At 61.8% G+C, this 21,558-nt stretch carries 17 protein-coding genes; 3 read left to right on the top strand and 14 right to left on the bottom strand.

Going from position 1 to position 21,558, the window contains the following annotated elements; genetic code table 11:
• Nucleotides 1-2: 2 nt before the first annotated feature.
• Together RTP54_RS07610 and RTP54_RS07605 are read right to left on the bottom strand one after the other, a co-directional pair.
• Nucleotides 3-3,230 carry a c-type cytochrome gene (locus RTP54_RS07610; RefSeq protein ID WP_312361784.1) on the bottom strand — a complete coding sequence of 1,076 codons (3,228 nt, stop codon included), beginning with the start codon at nucleotides 3,228-3,230 and terminating at the stop codon, nucleotides 3-5.
• Nucleotides 3,231-3,268: 38 nt separating this feature from the next.
• Nucleotides 3,269-4,522: a ferredoxin reductase family protein gene (locus RTP54_RS07605; protein ID WP_312361783.1), complete on the bottom strand. Its 1,254-nt coding sequence runs from the start codon at nucleotides 4,520-4,522 to the stop codon at nucleotides 3,269-3,271.
• A gap of 260 nt (nucleotides 4,523-4,782) precedes the next feature.
• Between RTP54_RS07605 and RTP54_RS07600 the strand changes: the two genes are divergently transcribed.
• Nucleotides 4,783-5,400 (top strand): GntR family transcriptional regulator, encoded by a 618-nt coding sequence (locus RTP54_RS07600; RefSeq protein WP_312361782.1) that lies wholly within the window; start codon nucleotides 4,783-4,785, stop codon nucleotides 5,398-5,400.
• An 11-nt stretch (nucleotides 5,401-5,411) separates the two neighbouring features.
• Here the strand turns inward: RTP54_RS07600 and RTP54_RS07595 are convergent, their stop codons facing one another.
• The 6 genes from RTP54_RS07595 to cysG form a co-directional block, all read right to left on the bottom strand.
• The gene (locus RTP54_RS07595) at nucleotides 5,412-6,914 is read right to left on the bottom strand and encodes an acetyl-CoA hydrolase/transferase family protein (protein WP_112816705.1); all 1,503 of its coding nucleotides are present in this window, start codon (nucleotides 6,912-6,914) and stop codon (nucleotides 5,412-5,414) included.
• Nucleotides 6,915-7,149: 235 nt separating this feature from the next.
• Entirely contained in the window at nucleotides 7,150-7,962 is an 813-nt protein-coding gene (locus RTP54_RS07590; RefSeq protein WP_112809802.1) for a ferredoxin--NADP reductase, read from the bottom strand.
• 147 nt (nucleotides 7,963-8,109) lie between these two features.
• Nucleotides 8,110-8,610 carry a DUF934 domain-containing protein gene (locus RTP54_RS07585; protein WP_112809803.1) on the bottom strand — a complete coding sequence of 167 codons (501 nt, stop codon included), beginning with the start codon at nucleotides 8,608-8,610 and terminating at the stop codon, nucleotides 8,110-8,112.
• 17 nt (nucleotides 8,611-8,627) lie between these two features.
• Nucleotides 8,628-10,301 (bottom strand): nitrite/sulfite reductase, encoded by a 1,674-nt coding sequence (locus RTP54_RS07580; RefSeq protein ID WP_312361778.1) that lies wholly within the window; start codon nucleotides 10,299-10,301, stop codon nucleotides 8,628-8,630.
• Nucleotides 10,302-10,315: 14 nt separating this feature from the next.
• Nucleotides 10,316-10,630, bottom strand: a complete 315-nt coding sequence (locus RTP54_RS07575; RefSeq protein WP_312361777.1) for a DUF2849 domain-containing protein — start codon at nucleotides 10,628-10,630, stop codon at nucleotides 10,316-10,318.
• Between the two features lie 10 nt (nucleotides 10,631-10,640).
• On the bottom strand, nucleotides 10,641-12,095 hold the full coding sequence (cysG, locus tag RTP54_RS07570; protein ID WP_312361775.1) for a siroheme synthase CysG: 1,455 nt from the start codon (nucleotides 12,093-12,095) through the stop codon (nucleotides 10,641-10,643).
• A 231-nt stretch (nucleotides 12,096-12,326) separates the two neighbouring features.
• Between cysG and RTP54_RS07565 the strand changes: the two genes are divergently transcribed.
• Both RTP54_RS07565 and mazG read left to right on the top strand, forming a co-directional pair.
• Complete coding sequence (locus RTP54_RS07565) at nucleotides 12,327-12,914, top strand: nucleoside deaminase (RefSeq protein ID WP_312361774.1); 588 nt, start codon at nucleotides 12,327-12,329, stop codon at nucleotides 12,912-12,914.
• Nucleotides 12,915-12,917: 3 nt separating this feature from the next.
• The gene (gene mazG / locus RTP54_RS07560) at nucleotides 12,918-13,751 is read left to right on the top strand and encodes a nucleoside triphosphate pyrophosphohydrolase (RefSeq protein ID WP_112832672.1); all 834 of its coding nucleotides are present in this window, start codon (nucleotides 12,918-12,920) and stop codon (nucleotides 13,749-13,751) included.
• A 29-nt stretch (nucleotides 13,752-13,780) separates the two neighbouring features.
• Here the strand turns inward: mazG and hflX are convergent, their stop codons facing one another.
• From hflX to RTP54_RS07530, 6 genes are all read right to left on the bottom strand, one after another.
• On the bottom strand, nucleotides 13,781-15,106 hold the full coding sequence (hflX, locus tag RTP54_RS07555) for a GTPase HflX (protein WP_112809808.1): 1,326 nt from the start codon (nucleotides 15,104-15,106) through the stop codon (nucleotides 13,781-13,783).
• 78 nt (nucleotides 15,107-15,184) lie between these two features.
• The gene (gene hfq / locus RTP54_RS07550; protein WP_003535434.1) at nucleotides 15,185-15,427 is read right to left on the bottom strand and encodes an RNA chaperone Hfq; all 243 of its coding nucleotides are present in this window, start codon (nucleotides 15,425-15,427) and stop codon (nucleotides 15,185-15,187) included.
• A 110-nt stretch (nucleotides 15,428-15,537) separates the two neighbouring features.
• Complete coding sequence (locus tag RTP54_RS07545; protein WP_112809809.1) at nucleotides 15,538-16,401, bottom strand: D-amino-acid transaminase; 864 nt, start codon at nucleotides 16,399-16,401, stop codon at nucleotides 15,538-15,540.
• A 14-nt stretch (nucleotides 16,402-16,415) separates the two neighbouring features.
• A complete protein-coding gene (trkA, locus tag RTP54_RS07540; protein WP_112809810.1) occupies nucleotides 16,416-17,792 on the bottom strand; it encodes a Trk system potassium transporter TrkA in 1,377 nt (458 codons plus the stop codon).
• A 47-nt stretch (nucleotides 17,793-17,839) separates the two neighbouring features.
• Nucleotides 17,840-19,204: a two-component system response regulator NtrX gene (gene ntrX, locus RTP54_RS07535; RefSeq protein WP_112809811.1), complete on the bottom strand. Its 1,365-nt coding sequence runs from the start codon at nucleotides 19,202-19,204 to the stop codon at nucleotides 17,840-17,842.
• Nucleotides 19,194-21,464 (bottom strand): PAS domain-containing sensor histidine kinase, encoded by a 2,271-nt coding sequence (locus tag RTP54_RS07530; protein ID WP_312361769.1) that lies wholly within the window; start codon nucleotides 21,462-21,464, stop codon nucleotides 19,194-19,196. Before RTP54_RS07530 ends, ntrX begins: the two co-directional genes overlap by 11 nt.
• Nucleotides 21,465-21,558 lie beyond the last annotated feature (94 nt).

Below are 21,558 nucleotides of genomic sequence, written 5' to 3'. Positions count from 1 at the left end.
GGTCAATCCTTGATCTCGAAAGTGACCATCTGCACACTGCTGGCCCCCTTGTCGGCCTGCGCCTTCTTGGCGAGATTGACTGCCAGTCCACGCGTCGGCGGCAGTTTTGATGCGGCGACATATTGGCGTGCCTTTTCCACCGTCAGCTTTTGATCCGCCAGCCCTCCGACCCGGCAGAAGGCCAGCATCGTCTCTGCGGGCGCGGCCGTATCAAAGGTCAACGTGCCGGTGCCGGGCTGCGGGATCAGTCGGCTTTCACCGGGCTGCAGCGTGGTGTTGCCGATCATCTCGTCAGGGATGACTTCGACATTGCCGTTCTCTTCCACATAAAGGATCTGCAGCTCACAGGCCTGGTTGGCGGTAAGTTCGAAGGAGAGCTGGTCGCCGACCTTCGCCGTGGTCGTCGGCACCTTCAGGGCAAGCTCGAGCTTGCCCTCACCCGCCACCTCCTGTTTTCGATAGTCCGGTACGGCCGCGGCCACGGATTGCGGCATCTGTTCCGGTTGCGGCTCGGCGCCGGCAACATGGATGGCGGCAGTGTCGAGCGGGCGGCGCTGGACGAGAGGCTGCAGCAACAGGGCATATTGCTGCTCGACCTCGTTGCGCGGCACCGTGCCGCCAGCTTCCAGCGTCGTGACCCAATCGAGCCCGAGGCGCAGCACGTCGACATCGCTCACCCGCTTGACCGCTTCGGAAAACTGCTGTGGCGTCATGTCGAACTCAGCCGCCAAGGCGTCGAAGTCGAGCTCGTCTTCATACTTGTCGGCGAAATAGGTGACGATTTCGGCGTCGCCGGGGGCGTGCTTGCTCTGCAGTCCGCCGTCCGGTGTCGCCTCGGTGGCGCCGAGCTTCTGCAGCGCATCGACGAAGCGTTCACGATCCTTGCGATAGGCCTCGTCCAGTTCCTCCTGCTTCACATACATCGCCAGAAGCACGTCCTGCTGATCCTTGCTGAACAGTGTCGACGTAGCGATATGCTCGCGCAACTGATCGCGCTTCGACAGAATGCCGTCCGCATGGCAATCGAAGCACGAGCGGGCGTTGATGATTTCCACCCCTTTGCCGATCGGCCGCTGGCGGAACGAAACGATGGTCGTCGGGCCGACGTCGAGCTGCTTGCCGGCCGCCGTCGACAGATAATAGCCCTGCAGACCGTTGGGCAGCGAGAAGATCATCTCGCCGCCATCGTGCTCGAACGGCACCAGGCCGGCATCGAGCGCGCCCAATGCCTTGGGCCCATGGGGAAAACGTTTCAGTACCTGTTTGCCGGCATCGCCAGCGAAATCGTAGGATTTCCAGTAGTAGCCGCCGAAGGGCATGTCGTGCCGCTCGAGCATGCGGTTGTGATCCGATACACCGGAGGAGCCATCGGCAAAGCCGGCGCGCAGGACGTTGCGGCGCCTGATGTTGTCGTCGACGTCGATCTTGAAGCGGGTTTCCAGTTCGTGGATCTGTGTCGGCAGCCTCATCAGCCGGTTGTAGATCTCGGGCCGCGCGCCGTTGCTCATGAACCAGTCGATCCGCATGATCGGCAGCGGCGTGCCCGTCTCGGTCGCGAGCGCCTGAAGCGACGGAACGCTCTTCGGATCGACGCCATAGAAGTAGCGCTTGGCGAGGAAATCATAGTCGGCGCTATCCCATTGCAGGTCGCGCAGATCGACCCGCACCAGCAGGCCGTTGGTGCCATCCACCTCCGCCGGCAGCGCAAGTGTCGGGCCATAGGAGAGAGAATTGAGCAGCTTCTTGAAGCCACCCGCCAGCACATCCATGCGCTTCATGAACGTGGCGTCGTCTTCGCAGCCCATCATGCCGTTGTACTGGTCGCGATAGGAGAAGTAGCGCATGTACGGCCGATCGAGCGCGCTCACCTTCGAGATGTCCTTGAGCGCCAGCGCGACGAACGCATCGTAGGTAAGGATTGGGCGGGATCGATCGGGCTTGGCGGCCGCCGCCTGCGGCAGGTCCTTGTCGTTCAGCGAATTGATCCAGTCTTCGAGCACCTTGACCTCAGTGTCTGTCGGGCGCTTGCCAAGCGGCATGCGGCCGCTGGTGACCGAGGTGAAGAGGCGCGATTTCGAAGCATTGCCCGGCGTGACGAAATTGGCATCGGCAGCAATCGACGTCAGCTCACCTGCGGGATAGCTGCCTTGAGAGCTTTCGCCTGGCCCGTGGCAATTGCGGCAGTATTTACCGATGAACGTATCTGCCTGCTGTACCAGCGCGGCATTGTCGCCGGAAAGCGCCGTCGATGCCGTGGCCTCCTTGCAGACCGCCGTGACCGACTGGGCCACAGGAGCCGGTGCCTTGACTTCGCGATCGGCCAGAAACGCGTAGATCGCGCGCCGATCGTCGTCGTCGAGAACGGAGAGCCCCTTGGCGATCCGCCGCATGACGGGATCGCTGATCGGAGCACCGGATAGCTTCTTGCCTTCGTCGATCAGGCCGCTGGTGAAAACGTCAGGCGTGGCAAGACCTGCCATCTTCGCTTTGCCGATATCGGGTGCGACCGCACCGGTCAGCCCTTTTTCCCCCTGATAGGCGCGTTCCAGGTCGAGCCCATAGGTGGTCGTGCGCGGTGTGTGGCAATCGCCGCAGCCGCCGACGTTTTCGACCAGATAGCGACCGCGCTCCATCTGCGTCTCTTCGCGCGGCTGATAGGCAGGAACGGTGAAATTGCTGCGTTTCCAGAAGGTTATTGTCGTTTGTCGACTAAACGGAAAAGCGATCTCGTGTTCCTTCGAGGCGGCATCCGCCTGCGGCAGCGTCTCGACATAGGCCTTGATGTCGAGCACGTCCTCGGGCTTCATCCCACCGTAGGAGGTGTAGGGCATGACCGGATAGAGATTGTTGCCGTCGCGATCGAGCCCGACCATCACGGCGTTCAGAAACTGGGCGTTGCTCCAGCCGCCGATGCCGTTGGCATGCGGCGAAATGTTCGGCGCATAGAACGTGCCGATCGCCGTGTTCATCTCCATCCCGCCGGACAAAAGTTCGGTTTGATCGCCGGAACCGTGGCAGGCGCCACAGCCGGCGGCGTTGAACATGTACTTGCCGTTCTCGACATTGGGCTTGTAGGTCGCGAAGGCGTCGTCGGCGAAGGCGTCGCGCGCCGATGCGGTGGAGGGACAGAGCATGGCGACGATGAGGCCGGCACCGAGCGCCAGGGCATGGCTCTTGCGGATGCCGGCGCCTCTGGAGACGCTTGCTCGCATTTCACGCAGACTGCGCATGGCCGTACTCCCTCAATCCAAAAATTGACAATAAACTGCTATCGAAACTGAAACTGTTCAAACTCGACGCGACGCGGCTTTTTTCCAAGCTCTTTCAAACCCTTGACGATCGCTTCCCGAAGCGGCGGCGGTCCGCAGAACCAAAGGTCGGCCTCAGCCGGATCAATGAGGCTGCCCGCCGCCAGCTTGGCCGCGTCAAGCCGTCCGTCTATCGCCGAATCGTGCAGCACGAAGCTGAAGTTTCCGAGCTTTTCCGCCTGGGCCTCGAACGTATCAAGGCCGATCGCTTCCTTTCGGTCGCGCACGCAATAGACCATGTGGATGTCCTGGCCCTCGTCACCTTTCAGGTGCCGGGCCATGGCGAGAAATGGCGTCACGCCAATGCCGCCCGCAAGCCAGATCTGCTTGCTTGCCCCTCGGCGGTGATTGAACCGGCCATATCCCCCCTCGAGCTTCAGCTCGTCGCCGACGGCGACAGCGTCGCGCAGCGCCTGGGTATAATCGCCGAGCGGTTTGATGGCGAACCGCACCGTGCCATCGCCGTCGATGCCGGCGATGGTGAAGGGATGCGGCTCGCGCAGACCCGTCTTCAAGACGCGAAGGAAGCCGAACTGACCCGGTTTGGCCCGCAGCGCCCGCCGCTTCGGGCGCGCGGCAATCATCGTCGCGCCCTCATGCCTGACGACCTCGCACACCTCGTATCGGCGCGTCCTCAGCCAAGGCAAAAGCTGGGTGTAGGCGTAGCTGAGCATCCCGAGCGCGGCAAATGCGTTGAGATAGATCGCCAGCAACGCCGTGCTGTCATAGGGGCGCTTGATGAACATCTGGTGGAACGCGACAAGGACGAAGAGCAGACCGATGAAGCGATGGGTGTAGCGCCACAGGTGGTAGGGTATCTCGATCCTGGTCTTCGGGATGATCTTTACGAGGCTCAGGACAAGCAGCGCCACCAGGGCGTAGAAGGCATATTTTCCGGCAGACGCCGCGAGTTGGTTCAGGCCGCTCGGAAACGATAGCCCCTTGAAATCAGGCGTCAGGAAATAATGGACGAGGATGAGCACGAGCACGCAGATGCCGATCCGGCGGTGAAGGTGATAGATGCGGTCGAGCCCGCCGAACAGCGGTTCGATCACTGGCGGGCGCGCCGCCATGAACTGCGCGATCGCCATGCCGACGAAGGCCATCGAGGAAGACATGAGCGAAAACGTTGTCGGTGCGTTGGTATGGCTGACCGCCGGGACGGCAAGCAGTCCCGCGAACACGATCAGCGACCAGACCAGAAACGCACCCACCTTAGCCCAAGCCCCTCAGCGTCGATGTTCGACGTCCTTTTTAGAGGAGACTGACAAGCCGCCTCGGCTTCGTCAACACCCTTCAAGTCCGGAACGGTCGACGGTTCGATTTTATTCATGCCCTTGAAATCTGGAGCTTTTACCGATTTCAGGCTATCGACCTGCGGACGGTAATCCTTCCTGATTAGTGGCCATCGCTTCATTTGCCACGGAACCGAAATTATGGCACGCTCTGATATATCAGAAACGACGAGTTGCCCATGCCGGTCCACTCCCAGGCCCACCTCGCCTATCTCGCCCTTGAGCGACTGATCGTGACGTTGAAGCTCGCGCCTGGCATGCTTCTGACGGAAAAACAGCTGATCGAGCTTGCCGGCCACGGCCGCACGCCGGTGCGCGAGGCGATCCAGAAGCTCGCCTGGCAGGAGTTGATAGAGGTACTGCCGCGTGTCGGCCTGCAGATTACGACGATCGGGCCGGAGGATCGGGTGCATCTGATGCAGACCCGGCAAAGGCTGGAGCCGCTGGCCGCCGCTCTGGTGGCGGAACATGCCGACACCGATCAACGGCGCGCCATGGAAGACTGCGCCGCCGAGATGGGCCAATGCGCCGATGCGGATGATCTCGAACGCTTCCTCGTGGCAGACAAGGCCTTCGACGAACTGATGGAAGAAGCCTGCCCCAACAGGTTCCTGACGGCAGCCCTTGCCCCGTTGCAGACGCATGCTCGACGCATCTGGTTTGCCAGCGCTTCGGTCGAGCGGATGCGCGGGTCGGTCGAGCGCCATGTCACCGTGATCAATGCCATCGCCCGCGCCGACGCCGGGGGCGCGGGGGCGGCAATGTCATCGCTGATGACCTATCTGGAGCAGGACTAGAGCGTCAGGCGTCAGGCGTCAGGCAACATGCTACCCGTCTTCAGCCTGCGCACGTGCCAATCGAAGGCTTCCTCGAGGATATGCGGCGTCTGTCCCGCCCGCGTTGCAACCGCGCGCTTGAAGTAATCCGCCAACAGCTCGCGATAGGCCGGATGGCAACAGTTGCGGATGATGATCGGCGCGCGCTCGCGCGGCGCAAGCCCACGCAGGTCGGCGAGACCATGCTCCGTCACCAGAATATCGACGTCATGCTCGGTGTGATCCACATGGGCCACCATTGGCACGACCGAAGAGATGGCGCCGCCCTTGGCGACCGATTTGGCGACAAAGATCGACAGGAAGGCGTTGCGGGCAAAGTCGCCGGAGCCGCCGATGCCGTTCATCATGTCGGTGCCGCCGACATGGGTCGAGTTGACGTTGCCGTAGATATCGAACTCGAGCGCGGTGTTGATGCCGATAACGCCCAGGCGTCGGATGATTTCCGGATGGTTGCTGACCTCCTGGGGCCGCAGGATGACCTTGTCCTTGTAGGCGGCGATATTGCGGAAGACACGGTCGGCCCAGGCGCTGCTGAGCGTCATCGATGCTGCCGAGGCAAAGCTCAGCTTGCCGGCTTCGAAGAGTTCGAACGTGCTGTCCTGCAACACCTCGCTATACATGCGCAGATCATGGAACGGGCTGTCGGCAAGTCCGCTCAGGACTGAATTGGCGATGACGCCGATCCCCGCCTGCAGCGGGTTCAGCGTCATGTCGAGCCTGCCCTTGCGCACTTCGTCGGATAGAAAGCCGATGAGATGACCGGCGATCGCACTGGTTTCGGCATCCGGGGGCGAGATGCGCGCGGCGCTGTCCTGCTTTTCGGTGATGACGATTGCGGCGATCTTTTCGGGATCGATGGGGATATAGGGCGAGCCGACGCGACTGTCGCAGGAAACGACCGGGATCGGCGTGCGCGACGGCCGTTTTGCCGGAATGTAGATGTCGTGCAGCCCTTCCAGTTCCGGACTGTGGCTGAGATTGAGCTCAACGATCACCTTTTTGGCAAGGATCGCGAAGCTTGCGGAATTGCCGACCGACGTCGAGGGCACGATGCCGCCGTCCTCGGTAATCGCCACCGCCTCGACGACCGCGTAATCGATCGGGCTGATCTGCCCGGTGCGAAGCTGCTCGACCGTTTCGGAGAGATGCTGGTCGATGAACATGACCTCGCCGCGATTGATGGCAGCGCGCAGAACGGGATCGGACTGGAACGGCAACCGCCGTGCGAGGACACCCGCCTCCGTCAGCATCTTGTCGATGTCGTGGCCAAGCGATGCCCCGGTCATCAATGTGATGCGGAATTTCTCGCTGGCCGCCCGTTGCGCCATCGCGAGCGGTACGGCTTTCGCGTCGCCGGCCTTGGTAAAGCCGCTCATGCCGATCGTCATGCCGTCCTTGATCAGCTTGGCCGCCTCATCCGGTGAAACGATCCGGTCATGCAACGACTTGCGGCGAATTCTGGTATCAAGGCTCATCAGCCACTCCCTGCAACGCCCCTCGTCGCCGGCACAGGCCGGCCTGGACGCTTTCCTGGTGCGCTCGCTCCGCGCGTTTGCGGCCGAGCGACATGTCAAAATGCCGGGGAACGATAGTGCCTGCGCCGGGCTCCCGGTACGTCGCCCTTGCGAGCGACTGTCGCACAGATGCGAAAAAGGCGCATCCGACGATGCGCCTTTGGAAGGACCGCTATAATATTTCGTTCTTCGGCAGTTAGCCGACGAAGGCACGCTCGATCACGAACTCGGCCGGCTTGCTGTTGGAACCTTCCGTCAGACCGGCGGCCTCCAGGATTTCCTTGGTATCCTTCAGCATCGCGGTCGAGCCGCAGATCATGCCGCGGTCGATCGCCGGGTCGAGCGGCGGCAGGCCGAGGTCGGCAAAGAACTTGCCGTTGACCATCAGGTCGGTCACGCGGCCCTTGAACGGGTATTCCTCGCGCGTCACGGTCGCATAGTGACGAAGCTTGTCGCCGACGATCTCGTTCAGGAATTCGTGGTTGCGGATCTCGTCCACGAGATCGAAGCCGTATTTCAGCTCGGCGACATCGCGGCAGGTGTGGGTGAGGATGACTTCCTCGAACTTCTCATAGGTCTCGGGATCGCGGATCAGGCTGGCAAAGGGCGCGATGCCTGTCCCGGTCGAGAACATGTACAGGCGGCGTCCGGGCACAAGCGCATCCAGCACCAGCGTGCCGGTCGGCTTTTTGCGCATCAGCACCTTGTCGCCGGGCTTGATCGCCTGCAGGTGCGACGTCAGCGGGCCATCGGGAACCTTGATCGAGAAGAACTCGAGTTCTTCGTCCCAGGCCGGGCTTGCGATCGAATAGGCGCGGTAGACCGGCTTGTCGCCGACCATCAGGCCAATCATCGCAAACTCGCCGGAGCGGAAGCGGAATTCCGCGGGGCGGGTCATGCGGAAGCGGAAGAGCCGATCCGTGTAGTGGGTGACGCTGGTCACCGTCTCGACGAAGACACCTGCCGGTGCCTGGATCGCGAAATCTTCCGTTTTTGCCGGAGCATTCATCGTGGCTACAGTCCTGTAAATGATGACCCTGTCTATCAACAATACGCGGATATTCCAAGCCGCGCTCGACGGGAAGGAATTCCCTTCCAAATATAGTCGCTTTCGCGCAATTCGGCGTGCTTCACACTGTCGCGGTCAACACGACCATCAAGAAACACGCCGCCAGCTATAGGACCTGGCGTCGGCCGAGGGCTTTGCGGTCGGCTGATAGTGATTGGCGATACCTGGCAACCGGCCTTCCGTCAAACGTTTAAGCGCCGTGCCGTTGGTGACCGCGAAACTGTCGATGCCACACCGCAGCATCAAAGGGATCTGGTCGATCAACACATCTCCGACCGCCCGCACCTCGCCGGCAAAACCAAGCCTTGCGCGCACAAGCGACGCGTGGCTGAACGCGCGCCCGTCGTTGAAGGCCGGAAATGCAACCGCGATCAGCGCGATGCGGTCGAGATAGGGCTGCAGTTTGGTCACGTCATCGGCCGGAGCGACGACCACGCCGAGGCCCGCCTCGTCCGTCTCAGCGACCTTGGCGAGAAACGCCTCAAGCCCGAGGACGGCCTTTTCGTTCGAGCCGGCCTTGGTCTCCTCGTTTTCGATGATCCAGGGATCATCGCTCACGAAGCCGGTTTCCTTCCAGATTTTTGTCATGTCCGTTCCTTCGCCCCTCAGGCGGCTTCCTGTGCGCTGCCGCCGTAGAGCGCGTCCTTGAAAGGTTGCGGGCCGACCCGACGGTACGCCGCAAGGAACGTCTCCGATTGGTCGTTTCGCAGCCCGAGATAGGTATCGACGATTGTCTCGATCGCGTCGGTTACCTTTTCCGGCTCGAAGCCACGACCGATGATCTCGCCGATCGACGTGTTCTCATCGCCGGAGCCGCCGAGCGTGATCTGGTAGAGTTCCGCCCCCTTCTTCTCGACGCCGAGCAAACCGATATGGCCGACATGATGGTGGCCGCAGGCATTGATGCAGCCGGAAATCTTGATCTTCAGCTCGCCGATCTCGGCCTGGCGCTCCGGCGCGCCAAAACGGGTCGAGATCTCCTGCGCCACCGGGATGGAACGCGCATTTGCAAGCGCGCAGTAGTCGAGCCCGGGACAGGCAATGATGTCGGTGATCAGCCCGGCATTGGCGGTTGCCAGACCGGCAACCACGAGCGCGCGATAGATCGGCTCCAGATCGGCGAGCGCCACATGCGGCAGGATCAGGTTCTGTTCATGGCTGACGCGGATCTCGTCGAAGGCATATTCCTCGGCGATATCGGCGACCGCGTCCATCTGCGCATCGGTCGCATCCCCCGGAATGCCGCCGATCGGCTTCAGCGAGATCGTCACCATGCCGTAGTCCGGGTGCTTGTGTGGCTGCACGTTCTGGTGAACCCAGCGGGAAAACTCCGGATCGGTCTTCTTCCAGCGCGCCAGGCTTTCCCAACCCTCGGCACGGGCTTCCAGAGCCGGCGGTGCGAAATAGGTGGAAATTGCCTTGATGTCGGCGTCCGGCAGCTTCAGCTCGGTATCCTTGAGCGCTGCAAATTCGACCTCGACCTGACGGGAAAGCTCTTCCGCGCCGGTTTCATGCACAAGGATCTTGATGCGCGCCTTGTATTTGTTGTCGCGCCGACCATGGAGGTTGTACACGCGCATGATCGCCGTGGTGTAGGACAGAAGGTCCTCTTCCGGCAGGAAGTCGCGGATCTTCTTGGCAATCATCGGCGTGCGGCCCTGTCCGCCGCCAACATAAACGGCAAAGCCGATGCGGCCATTCTCGTCCTTCTTCAGGTGCAGACCGATATCATGGACCTGGATCGCGGCACGGTCGCGCTCGGCGCCGGTAACGGCGATCTTGAACTTGCGCGGCAGGAACGAGAATTCCGGATGAACGCTCGACCACTGCCTGAGGATTTCGGCGTAAGGTCTTGGATCGGCAACTTCATCGGCCGCAGCACCGGCGAAATGATCGGCCGTCACGTTGCGAATGCAATTGCCCGATGTCTGCAGTGCATGCATCTCGACGGCGGCCAGCTCGTCGAGGATATCCGGCGTGTCGGACAGGCGCGGCCAGTTGTACTGGATGTTCTGGCGGGTGGTGAAGTGACCATAGCCGCGATCGTATTTGCGGGCGATATGAGCAAGCATGCGCATCTGGCGGCTCGACAGCGTGCCATAGGGAATGGCGACGCGCAGCATATAGGCGTGCAGTTGCAGATAGACGCCATTCATCAGGCGTAGCGGCTTGAAGGCATCCTCGGCCAGTTCGCCACTCAGGCGGCGCTCGACCTGATCGCGGAACTGGTCGACGCGCGAGGAAACGAAGGCGTGATCGAATTCATCGTAGCGGTACATGTCGTATCGTTTCCTCAGGCAGCAAAGTTCGGGCCGGCAAGGCCATTGTATCCGGCGGCATAGGGGATCGAGGGTCCCTCGGCGCGAATGCGCTCGCGCATGCGCAGCGGCCGCAAGGTACCATTGACTTCCTCGACGTCGACGACGTTGGCGTCGACGACCTTGTTGTCTTCAAAGGCCAGCTTGCCCGTCTCTTCGAGCGCGGTAACCGCCTCGGCATGGCGGGCAATGAAGGCCTGCTGGAGCTGTTCGACCCAGTTGCCCGAGGCATCCAGCCAGACGGATATGCCATCCGAGAGCCGATTTGCCGTCAAAACCTTGTTCACCATGACGTTTCCCTTAGTTCGCAATCTGTTCGCTGCGCTCAGCGGCAGCTTCGATCTGTGTTGGCGTGCGCTTGCCGGCGACCAGCGGTTCGGAGCGCGCAAAATTCGCGCCGGCAACAGCGTCGCCGATGATCACCATGACCGGGCCCGAAAGCTCTGTGCGACCTTCGAGGTCGGGCAGATCCTTGAGTGTACCATGCAGCAGCCGGCGGTCGGCGCGGCTGGCGTTTTCGATCACAGCGACGGTGGTTTCAGCGGGCAAGCCCGCCTGCATCAGGCGGCCGGCGACGGAGGCCGCGACCGTGCGCCCCATGTAGACGGCGATGGTCGCGCCGGAAACCGCAAGCCGCGCCCAGTCCGGCAACACTTCGCCCGCCAGATCATGACCAGTGGTAAACACCAGCGACGAAGCGACGCCGCGCAGGGTCAACGGAAGCTCGAAATCCGCCGCCGCGGCAAAAGCGGACGTGATCCCGGGCACGATTTCGTAAGTGATATCTGCGTCGCGCAGCGCCGCCATTTCCTCGCCGGCGCGGCCATAGACGAGCGGGTCGCCGGACTTCAGGCGAACGACGCGCTTGCCCTCGCTTGCGAGCTTCACCAGCAACTGGTTGATCTCATCCTGTGACTTCGTGTGGCAACCCTTGCGCTTGCCGACGGAGAGCCTTTCCGCGTCGCGGCGGCCCATATCGACAATCGCCTGAGGCACCAGCGCGTCGTAGACGATCGCATCGGCCTCCATCATCACCCGCTGCGCGCGCAGCGTCAGCAGATCTTCGGCACCTGGCCCGGCTCCGACGAGCCAGACATGGCCGGAAGCAGCCTGCGCGGTATCGAGCAAACGAGACGCTTCGCGGCGCGCCGCCGCGACATCGCCAAGTGCGATCTTGTCGGCAACCGGCCCCTGGAAGAAACGGCGCCAGAAGAGGCGGCGTGCGACACCACGCGGCACGAGCCGATCGACCGCATCGCGGTAACCTGCCGCAAGCGACGCGACCAACCCGAGCGACGGCGACAACAACTGATCGATCTGCGCCCGGATCATCTGGGCGAGCACCGGGCCGGCACCTTCGGTGCCGATGGCAACCGCGACCGGAGCGCGATTGACCAGCGCCGGGGTAAAGAAATCGCAATAGTCAGGCTGATCGACGGCGTTTGCCGGGATCTTCTGCGCGCGCGCGGCGATGACGATTTTTTGATCTTCCGCCGCATCGCCGGTCGCAGCGAAAACGAGGATCGCGCCTTCGAGTTGCTGCGGAGCGAAGGGTGCACGAACGGTTTCGATTGCCCTCTCGCGCAGGAACTCTGCGAAGTCAGCCTCCGGCGCGTCGGCATGGACGGCGATCTGGGCTTCGGTGTTGAGCAGCAGGCGCACCTTCGCAAAGGCCTCGTCGCCATTGCCGAACACGGCAACGCGCTTTTGTGAGACGCGAAAGAATGCGGGGAAGACGGAGAGCTGCTGCGGCATAGTCTTGCAATCTGTTCCTTCTACAGGCTCCGCTGAATATCCAGCATCGCACGGGGCAATTGAAGAAACAGAAATTTCAATGGCTTTCAGGTCCCGTATTGTTTTGCTCGGTCATGCGGCATTTTGAGCAAATATCTCCGGAACTACTGGCCGGTGACACTGCCGCTGGCCATTGCGCGCAAGGGTCATCCTCCGTTAAATGCCGCAAAAGATCTGGCGGAGACCGAAGACATGGCACAACCCGAACTGGCCGGACGACTGCTGGACGTGATCGAGCGGGACATCCTGCCGCTCACCGAAAAGGGCGTCGCAGCAGGCAACAAGGTGTTCGGCGCCGCGATCCTCGACAAATCGGATCTTTCGCTCGTTCTGGCAGAGACCAACAACGAGACCGAAAACCCGCTCTGGCACGGCGAAGTGCATACGCTCAAGCGCTTCTACGAGATGGCGCAGAAGCCGGATACACGCGACCTGATCTTCCTGTCCACGCACGAACCCTGCTCGATGTGCCTTTCGGCGATCACCTGGGCGGGCTTTGATAATTTCTACTATTTCTTCAGCCACGAAGATTCGCGCGACAGCTTCTCCATCCCGCACGACCTGAAAATCCTGAAGGAAGTTTTCCTGCTTGAACCGGGCGGTTATGCGCAGAACAATGCCTTCTGGACGTCCTCTTCGATCGCGGCGCTCGCCAAGGATCTGGACGAGGCAACGCAGCAGAAACTTGCTGTCCAGGACGCACGCATCCGCGATCGCTATCAGCGCCTGTCCGACAGCTACCAGTCGGGCAAAAACGATAACGCCATACCGTTGAACTGAGCCATGGAACCATCACGCGACATCAAAGGCCTCCTTGCCATCATGGAGGCGCTACGCCAGCCGGAAACCGGTTGCCCATGGGACGTCGTGCAGACGTTCGAGACGATCAAGCCCTACACGATCGAGGAAGCCTACGAAGTTGCCGATGCGATCGAGCGCGGCGACATGCATGACCTTTGCGACGAGCTGGGCGACCTTCTGCTACAGGTGGTGTTTCACGCGCGCATGGCCGAAGAAGCTGGCGAATTCGCCTTCGGCGATGTCGTCGAGGCGGTGACGCGCAAGATGATCCGGCGCCACCCGCATGTCTTTGCCCGCTCGGACGCAGACACGCCGGAGGCCGTCAAGAACCAGTGGGACAAGATCAAGCAGGCGGAGAAAGCCGAGCGTCAGGCGCGACGCACCGACCGCGGCCTGTCCGCAGACGGCGCGGCCAGCCATCTGGGGTCGATCCAACGCAGCTTTCCGGCCCTTGTCGAGGCGCTCAAGCTTCAGGAGCGCGCCGCCAAGGTGGGGTTCGACTGGTCCGAACCGGAGCCGATTCTCGACAAGATCGAGGAGGAAATTGGCGAATTGCGCGAGGCGCTGCGCGAAAAAGACCAAGCGAAGGTGGCCGATGAACTCGGCGATCTGATCTTCGCGATGGTAAACATCGGCCGCCATGTCGGCGCCGATCCGGAAATGGCGCTGCGCGGCACCAATACCAAGTTCCGTCGGCGCTTTGCCCATATCGAGAATGAGCTGCATGCTCAGGGCGAGACGCTAGAAGCGGCGACCCTGGAACGCATGGAAGACCTGTGGCAGGCCGCCAAGGCGATCGAACGGCAGCTGACCTGAGGCGTCAAGCGCGCCTCAGGCAAGTGCACTTACCAGTCTGGTGCAGCAGGCTTCGGTCCGTTGCCGAGCCGGCGTTCCAGCTCAACGGCCTCGTTTTCGGTAAGACGCAGATCGAGGCTGACCGTGCCGTCCTCAAGATCTTCGCGGCCGTCAACGATGGCGTGCTCGTAGACCCAGGGCAGAAGCTGCAGCTGGTCGACACCGAGAACGACGGTGCATTCGGTCAGGACACCGGAGAGCCTGCGGCCGATCTCGGCCAGCAACCCATCGACGCCCTCACCCGTAACGGCCGAAACCGCAACGGTATTTTCGGAGCTGGCCGCCTTGTTCGTCAAGGCTTCGCGCGCTTCCGGTTCGAGGCGGTCGATCTTGTTCCAGACCTCGACAAGCCGGGCTGCTGCTTCCTTCTCGTCGATACCGAGATCGGCGAGAATGCGCAGCACGTCGCTTGCCTGCGCCGCATTGTCCGGATCGGAGAGATCGCGCACATGCAGGATCAGGTCGGCTTCAAGCACTTCTTCAAGAGTGGCGCGGAAAGCAGCAACCAGATGCGTCGGCAGGTCGGAAATGAACCCGACCGTGTCGGACAGGATCACCATGCGGCCGTGCGGCAGCTTCAGGCGCCGCAGCGTCGGATCAAGCGTCGCAAACAGCATGTCTTCGGCGAGTACGCCTGCACCTGTCATCCTGTTGAACAGTGTCGACTTGCCGGCATTGGTGTAGCCGACAAGCGCAACGATCGGATGCGGAACCTTCTTTCGCTTGGAGCGATGCAGCTGTCGCGTCCGGCGAACCTGCTCCAGCTCGCGCTCGAGCTTGACGATGCGGTCCTGCAGCAAGCGCCGGTCCGCCTCGATCTGGGTTTCGCCCGGGCCGCCCATGAAGCCGCCACCGCCGCGCTGGCGCTCGAGGTGGGTCCAGCTTCTGACGAGCCGGCCCTTCTGATAGTTGAGATGCGCGAGATCGACCTGCAGCGTGCCTTCCTTGGTGGAAGCGCGGCGCCCGAAGATTTCAAGAATCAGGCCCGTCCGGTCGATGACCTTGGCGTTCCACTCCTTTTCCAGGTTGCGCTGCTGCACTGGCGTCAACGGGTGGTCGACAATGACCAGACCGGCATCCTGTTCGACGAGGATATGACCGATCTCCTCGATCTTGCCGGTGCCGAGCAGCGTACCCGGCTTTGGTTGCGCCACCGAGACGATGGCACCGTGAACGACGTTGAGGTCGATCGCGCGGGCCAGGCCCGCTGCCTCCTCCAGCCGACTTTCGTCGGTGCGGGTGCTGGTTGCAGAAAGAGTTTCCGCCGACTGCCGGCCGGTCTTCTTCAGAACCGGCACGATGACGACAGCGCGCATGTCGTCGCGGAGCGTTTCAAGCTCCGGAATGATCGACGACGACTTTGAATCCCGTTTGGTAATGTGCCTTACGTCCCGTCAGGATGCGGCTTCTTCGTTCTCGAACATCTGCAGCGGCTGGCCGGGCATGATGGTCGAGATCGCGTGCTTGTAGACGAGCTGCGAGTGACCATCGCGGCGCAACAATACACAGAAATTGTCAAAAGACGTGACGACGCCCGTCAATTTGACGCCGTTGATAAGAAAAATTGTCAGAGAAATCTTCTGTTTGCGGACCGTATTGAGAAAAAGATCCTGCAGGTTCTGAGAACGTTCCGCCATCGCGCCGATTCTTTCTTATTTGCCGGCGTCGCGCGCCGGTGAATTTTGTCTATTTTTTTCAATCAGAGGCGTCCCAAGTACCCTTCCCCGGCGCCTCTGTCAGTTTGGTATCAAATCAATGTCTTTTCCGCAACGTCGAAAAAGGCTTCACGAATATTCTGTGCTATGCTTCCCGGATGACCGTTGCCGATCGGTTTGCCGTCGATGGAAACGACCGGAAAACAGATGCTCGTCGCCGCAGTGATGAAGACCTCGCGCGCGGCCAGCATGTCATCGACGCTGAAGGCCCGCTCCTCGATCCTGATGCCGAGGGGGCCTGCAACATCCATCAGGGTCGTGCGGGTGATACCCTTGAGAATGCCGTGATCGGCCGGACGCGTGCGCAAGACACCATCGCGATCGACGATCCAGACATTGGTTGCCGCACCTTCCTTCACGGTGCCGTCGGGATCGATGAAGATCGCCTCGTGGGCACCCTCCTCCTTGGCCTTCTGGCGGGCCAGCACGTTCGGCAGCAGACCCACCGACTTGATATCGACGCGATCCCAGCGGTTCTCGGGAACGGTGATCGCCGCGATGCCCTCGGCATTCTTTCGCGCGATTGCCGCTGGATCGGTCCGCTTGGCCGTCACGACGATTGTCGGAACGGTATCCTTGTGTGGAAACACATGGTCGCGACGTGCGCTGCCGCGCGTCACCTGCATGTAGAACAGGCCGTTTCGCACCCGGTTACGCCGCAACACCTCGCGTATGACGTGGATCAGCGCCGCCCGGCTCATCGGCCAGTCGATGCGAAGCTCGCTCAGGGAGCGGCCGAGGCGATCGAGGTGACGGCTGAGATCGACGATGAAGCCATGTCGGATCTCGCAGACCTCGTAGACTCCGTCCGCGAACTGATAGCCGCGATCCTCGATATGAACGGCTGCATCTGCGTGCGCCACGTAGGCGCCGTTGACATAGGCAATTCTCGGCATGGCAATTGTTGACCCTAGAAAAACTGGATACTGACGCGGAAGAGTTGCTCGACGTGGCGCACGGCGTCAGCCGCAGCAAAGAGCACCACGCGATCCCTGGCCTTGATCTTGGTGTCGCCGTGCGGGCGGATGAACGTCTTGTCCCGGTAAAGCGCGCCGATGCGAATGCCATCGGGAAGATCCAGCTCCCGTAAGGCCTTGCCGACCAGCGGCGACGTTTCAAGCGCTTCGGCTTCAATCACTTCGGCCGTCCCCTTCTGGACGGCATAGACGGAGCGAATGCGCCCCTTGCGCACGTGCTGCAGCACGCGCGAAATCGTCACCGCGCGAGGATTGATATAGGCATCGACCCCGGCGGTTCCGGCGAAATCCTGATAGGACGGCTCATTGATCAGCACGAGCGTCGATTTCGCCCCCAGACGCTTGGCCATCATGCTGCCGAGGATATTGATCTGGTCGTTGTTGGTGAGCGCCACCACCAGATCAGCATCCTGGACGTCGGCCTGCATCAGGATACGCTGTTCCATGGCCGAACCGTTGAGAACGACGGTGTTGCTGAGTTTGTCGGCCATCATCACAGCGCGATCACGGTCGCTTTCGATCAGCTTGACGCGGGTACGCGGCTGGTTTTCCTCGATCGCCTTGGCGACGAAGTAGCCGATATTGCCGCCGCCGAGAATGACGATGCGGCGCGCCTCCTGCTCCTCGTGACCGAAAAGTGCAAGCGTCCGGCGGGCGTGGTCCCGATCGCAGACGACATAGGCGAGGTCTCCGGTCCGCAATTGATCCGACGAATGCGGCACGATCAGCTTGCCGTTGCGGAAGATCCCGGTGACGGTCGCTTGCAGATCGGGGAACAGCTCGCTCAGCTGCTGCAGCGGCGTATCGACGACAGGGCAGTCTTCCATGCACTCGATCGCCACCATCGCAATCCGATCGTCGGCAAAGCGCACCACATCCGTCGCGCCCGGGAATGAAATGCGCCGCAACACCATCCGGCCAACCTCGACTTCCGGCGAAATGGTCACGTCGATCGGCACGTTCTCGCGGGAAAACAGGTTGGCATATTCCGGAGCCAGATAGTTCTGCGCGCGGATGCGGGCCACCTTGGTCGGCACGTTGAAGATCGCGTGCGCCACCTCGCAGGCAACGATGTTGACCTCGTCGAACAACGTCACCGCGATCAGCATGTCGGCCTGATCGGCACCGGCCTTGGCCAGCACATCAGGATGAGCGCCGTGGCCGACATAGCCGCGCACATCGAGGCTTTCGGTAATGTTGGCAATCAGCGCCGCCGACGTGTCGATCACCGACACGTCATTGTCTTCCTGAGCCAGCCGTTCCGCGATGCCGTAGCCGACCTGCCCCGCACCGCAAATGATGACCTTCATGTCGTTCTTTCACTCAAGGGCGGCCGCTGGCCGGAAGGAATTGACCGTCAAACGCCGAGCGACTTCAGCTTGCGGTGAAGCGCCGACCGCTCCATGCCGACGAATTCGGCAGTACGCGAAATGTTGCCGCCGAATCGGTTGATCTGTGCGATCAGATAATCGCGCTCGAACATTTCGCGAGCCTCGCGCAGCGGCAGCGTCATGATGTGCTGATCGCCCTGCGCCGAGATCTTCGGCAAGGTATCGCCAACCTCGGTCGGCAGCATATCGGCCGAAATCGGCGTATCCGGGCCATCGCTGCGCGCCAGGATCATCAACCGTTCGATATTGTTGCGCAGCTGGCGAATGTTGCCTGGCCAGTCGTGGGCCTGCAGCACGGCAAGCGCATCGTCGCCGATCTTGCGCGGACGGATACCGGCCTGCTCGCTGACCTGGCGCATGAACATGTCGACGAGGAAAGGAATATCCTCGCGGCGCTCGGCCAGCGCCGGCACCCGCACGGGGATGACCGCCAGACGATGGTAGAGATCCTCGCGGAACAGGCTTTCCGAAATCATGTTCTCAAGGTTGTAGGCGGTCGACGAGATGATGCGAACGTCGACCTTGACGCGCTTGGTGCCGCCGACGCGCTCGAACTGCTGATCGACGAGCACGCGCAGGATCTTGTTCTGGGTCTCGCGCGGCATCTCGCCGACTTCGTCGAGATAGAGGATACCCCCATGCGCCTCTTCGAGCGCGCCGGTGCGGCGTGGCTGGCCAGGCGTTCCCTCTGTGCCGAAGAGCGCGATCTCCATCCGGTCGGGCGTGATCGCCGCTGCATTCAAGGCGACGAACGGACCGGTCGAACGTGTCGACTTGCGGTGGATCATGCGGGCCACCAGCTCCTTGCCGGAGCCCGATGGTCCCTGGATCATGATGCGGCTGTTGGTCGGCGCGACCTTTTCCACCGTCTGGCGGAGCTGCGATACGGCAACCGACGTGCCGATCAGCTCGACCGGATCGCCCGACTTCTTCTTCAGCTCCGAAACTTCGCGCTTCAGCTTGGAGTTTTCCAGCGCGCGCTCGGCGATCAGGATCAACCGATCGGCCTTGAACGGCTTCTCGATGAAATCATAGGCCCCGCGCTTGATGGCGTTGACCGCCGTTTCGATGTTGCCGTGACCTGAAATCATCACGACGGGCAGGTCCGGATGGCGCGACTTGATCTCGTCGAGCAAGGCCAGGCCATCGAGACGGCTGCCCTGCATCCAGATGTCGAGAAAGACGAGCCGCGGGACGCGGTCGCTGATGGCCGCCAGCGCGCTGTCGCTGTCGAAAGCCGTGCGGGTCTCGTGCCCTTCGTCGGACAGGATGCCGGAGACGATCTCACGGATGTCTTCCTCATCGTCCACTACCAGAATGTCAGCGGCCATCGCTTGTACCCTTACCCTTCAAAGTGTCTTCGCCCCCGGCTTCTCCGGCGGCCGGCAGGATCACGCGGATCATTGCGCCGGCGCCGCCATCGAAATCGGTCGGTGCGTCGTGCAATTCCAGTTGTCCGCCATGGTCCTCAATGATCTTCTTGACGATTGCCAGACCAAGGCCCGTGCCCTTCTCGCGCATCGTCATATACGGTTCCAATATTCTGTGCCGGTTCTCGGTCGGCAGGCCCTTGCCGTTGTCGACGACATCGACGATGAACCGGCCGGTCGTTTCGTCGCGATGGGCGCGCACCAGCACTTTCGGCTCGCCACGGACCGCGTCCGTGGGCACCGCCTCGATCGACTCCACCGCATTCTTGACGATGTTGCCGAAGGCCTGGCCGAGCATGCGGCCATCGAACATGCCTTCGAGCGGCTCATCGCCGAAGTCGCGCTGGAAGTGGATATGGTTGTTGCCCATTTCGCGCAGGAACACCGCGTCCTTCAGGATGGCGCGCAGATCCGCCTTCTCCTTTGTCGGCTTGGGCATGCGGGCGAAGGCCGAGAACTCGTCAACCATCCGGCCGATATCCTCGACCTGCCGAACGATCGTATCGGTGCACTGGTCGAAAACCACCCGATCCTCCTGATCGATCTGCTTGCCGTAGCGACGTTTCAGACGCTCGGCGGAGAGCTGGATCGGGGTCAGCGGGTTCTTGATCTCATGTGCGATACGGCGCGCGACGTCGGCCCAGGCGGTAGAGCGCTGCGCGATCACCAGGTCGGTGATGTCGTCGATGGTGATGACGTAGGATTCGTTTGCCTCGCCACCTTCTTCGCGCGTCACCTGGATGTTGAGCGTGCGCTCGGTTCCGCCGCGCATGATGTTGATCTGCTTGCGGAAGTTGTTGCGGTAGCGGCTTTCCGCCTCGACCAGCACTTCCTCGATTTCCGGCGCAACGACGCGCAGATCCGCCCCGAGAAGATCCGGCGCGGTCTTTTTCAGGAACTCCTCCGAAGAAGAGTTGGCGATGGTGATCTGGCGATCGCGGCCGACGCCGATGACGGCGGCAGTGACACCCGAAAGCACTGCCTCGATGAAGCGCCTGCGATGATCGACCTCGTCCTTGGCCTCGAGGATCTGCTCCTGCTGGGTTCGGATCTCGGAGACCATCTTGTTGAATGTGCGCGACAGGTTGCCGACGTCGCCGTCGACGGCACGCACCGGCACCACGACGTCGAGATTGCCAGCGGCAACGCTGTCGGCAGCACCGATCAACTGGCGGATCGGCCGGACGATACGGTCGGCGACCGCGATCGCGGTCCAGATCGCCGCAAGCAGCACGATCAGGGCAAAGCCGATGTAGAGCACGCCGAAGGCGATCTGCGTAAAGGCGCGGCCGGCCTCCAGCGTCTTGTACTCGGCGGTGTTTTCTTCCATCAGCCGCAGCGACCGCATCACTTCCGGATCGACGTTGCGCACGGTGTAGAGATAGGTGCCGGGAATGTCGTCGAGCGGGATCACCGCCCCGACGAGATTGGTGATCCCCGGCGGGATCAATGTCGGCTGGCCGGAGACCGTGCTCTTCAGTGCATCCGGCGGAATGGCCGGCAGCGGCTTTTCGGTTGAGATGTTCGCCTGAAGAATGGCGCTGCCATCGGCGCGCACAAGAAACGCGCCGAGCATGCCGCGGCCTCTCGCCTGGCGCGTCATCAGTTCGGTAAAGCCGGTGCGATCGAGGCTGTAGAGTTGCCTGTTGCGCTCAAGGTCGTTTGCCATCGACACGGTCTGGCCCTGAAGATAGCTGGCATTCTCCAGCACGTAGGCTTGAGCCACGCTGATCGACGAGCGCACGATCGCCTGCGTGCGCAACGAGAACCAGCGGTCGAGACCGACATCGAGAGTGATGCTGGCGAAGATCGCCACCAGGATGGCGGGCGTGATCGCGACAATCGAAAACAGCGCGACGATACGCACGTGCAACCGGGCTGCAGCGCGCCCCTTGCTGCGCGCGCGCAGCAGCCTCAGAATTTCGCGAACGATGAGATAGATCAGCCCGACCACGAACACGCCGTTGATCGCCGCACAGGCAATGAAGACGTTGCGCTCGAGCCGGATCGGCGTCAAACCGAGCAGGACCAGCAGAGACAGCGTTGCACAGATGAGCGCGCCGATCGCCAGCATGAGGCCCGGCAGGGCGAAGGACGCGCGGCGGTCGTGTGCCGCCAGTCCATCATCTGTGCCCAGTGGCAAGGCCATTGCGTCCACCATATAGAAATGTTCCCCCGGCCGTCGCCCTTCGGCAACGGCAATTCTCACTCACATTCCGGGTCAAGGTATTGACCGGACCATCCATCGGGGTTGT

Source organism: Ensifer sp. (assembly GCF_031989085.1).
GTDB lineage: Bacteria > Pseudomonadota > Alphaproteobacteria > Rhizobiales > Rhizobiaceae > Ensifer.
This window is presented reverse-complemented; position numbering and strand designations above follow the sequence as displayed.

Coding starts and splice junctions, on each gene's coding strand:
- RTP54_RS07610 (WP_312361784.1), bottom strand. CDS start 3,230: ATGCGCAGTCTGCGTGAAATGCGAGCAAGCGTCTCCAGAGGCGCCGGC.
- RTP54_RS07600 (WP_312361782.1), top strand. CDS start 4,783: ATGCCGGTCCACTCCCAGGCCCACCTCGCCTATCTCGCCCTTGAGCGA.
- RTP54_RS07595 (WP_112816705.1), bottom strand. CDS start 6,914: ATGAGCCTTGATACCAGAATTCGCCGCAAGTCGTTGCATGACCGGATC.
- RTP54_RS07590 (WP_112809802.1), bottom strand. CDS start 7,962: ATGAATGCTCCGGCAAAAACGGAAGATTTCGCGATCCAGGCACCGGCA.
- RTP54_RS07585 (WP_112809803.1), bottom strand. CDS start 8,610: ATGACAAAAATCTGGAAGGAAACCGGCTTCGTGAGCGATGATCCCTGG.
- RTP54_RS07580 (WP_312361778.1), bottom strand. CDS start 10,301: ATGTACCGCTACGATGAATTCGATCACGCCTTCGTTTCCTCGCGCGTC.
- RTP54_RS07575 (WP_312361777.1), bottom strand. CDS start 10,630: ATGGTGAACAAGGTTTTGACGGCAAATCGGCTCTCGGATGGCATATCC.
- cysG (WP_312361775.1), bottom strand. CDS start 12,095: ATGCCGCAGCAGCTCTCCGTCTTCCCCGCATTCTTTCGCGTCTCACAA.
- RTP54_RS07565 (WP_312361774.1), top strand. CDS start 12,327: ATGGCACAACCCGAACTGGCCGGACGACTGCTGGACGTGATCGAGCGG.
- mazG (WP_112832672.1), top strand. CDS start 12,918: ATGGAACCATCACGCGACATCAAAGGCCTCCTTGCCATCATGGAGGCG.
- hflX (WP_112809808.1), bottom strand. CDS start 15,106: ATGCGCGCTGTCGTCATCGTGCCGGTTCTGAAGAAGACCGGCCGGCAG.
- hfq (WP_003535434.1), bottom strand. CDS start 15,427: ATGGCGGAACGTTCTCAGAACCTGCAGGATCTTTTTCTCAATACGGTC.
- RTP54_RS07545 (WP_112809809.1), bottom strand. CDS start 16,401: ATGCCGAGAATTGCCTATGTCAACGGCGCCTACGTGGCGCACGCAGAT.
- trkA (WP_112809810.1), bottom strand. CDS start 17,792: ATGAAGGTCATCATTTGCGGTGCGGGGCAGGTCGGCTACGGCATCGCG.
- ntrX (WP_112809811.1), bottom strand. CDS start 19,204: ATGGCCGCTGACATTCTGGTAGTGGACGATGAGGAAGACATCCGTGAG.
- RTP54_RS07530 (WP_312361769.1), bottom strand. CDS start 21,464: ATGGTGGACGCAATGGCCTTGCCACTGGGCACAGATGATGGACTGGCG.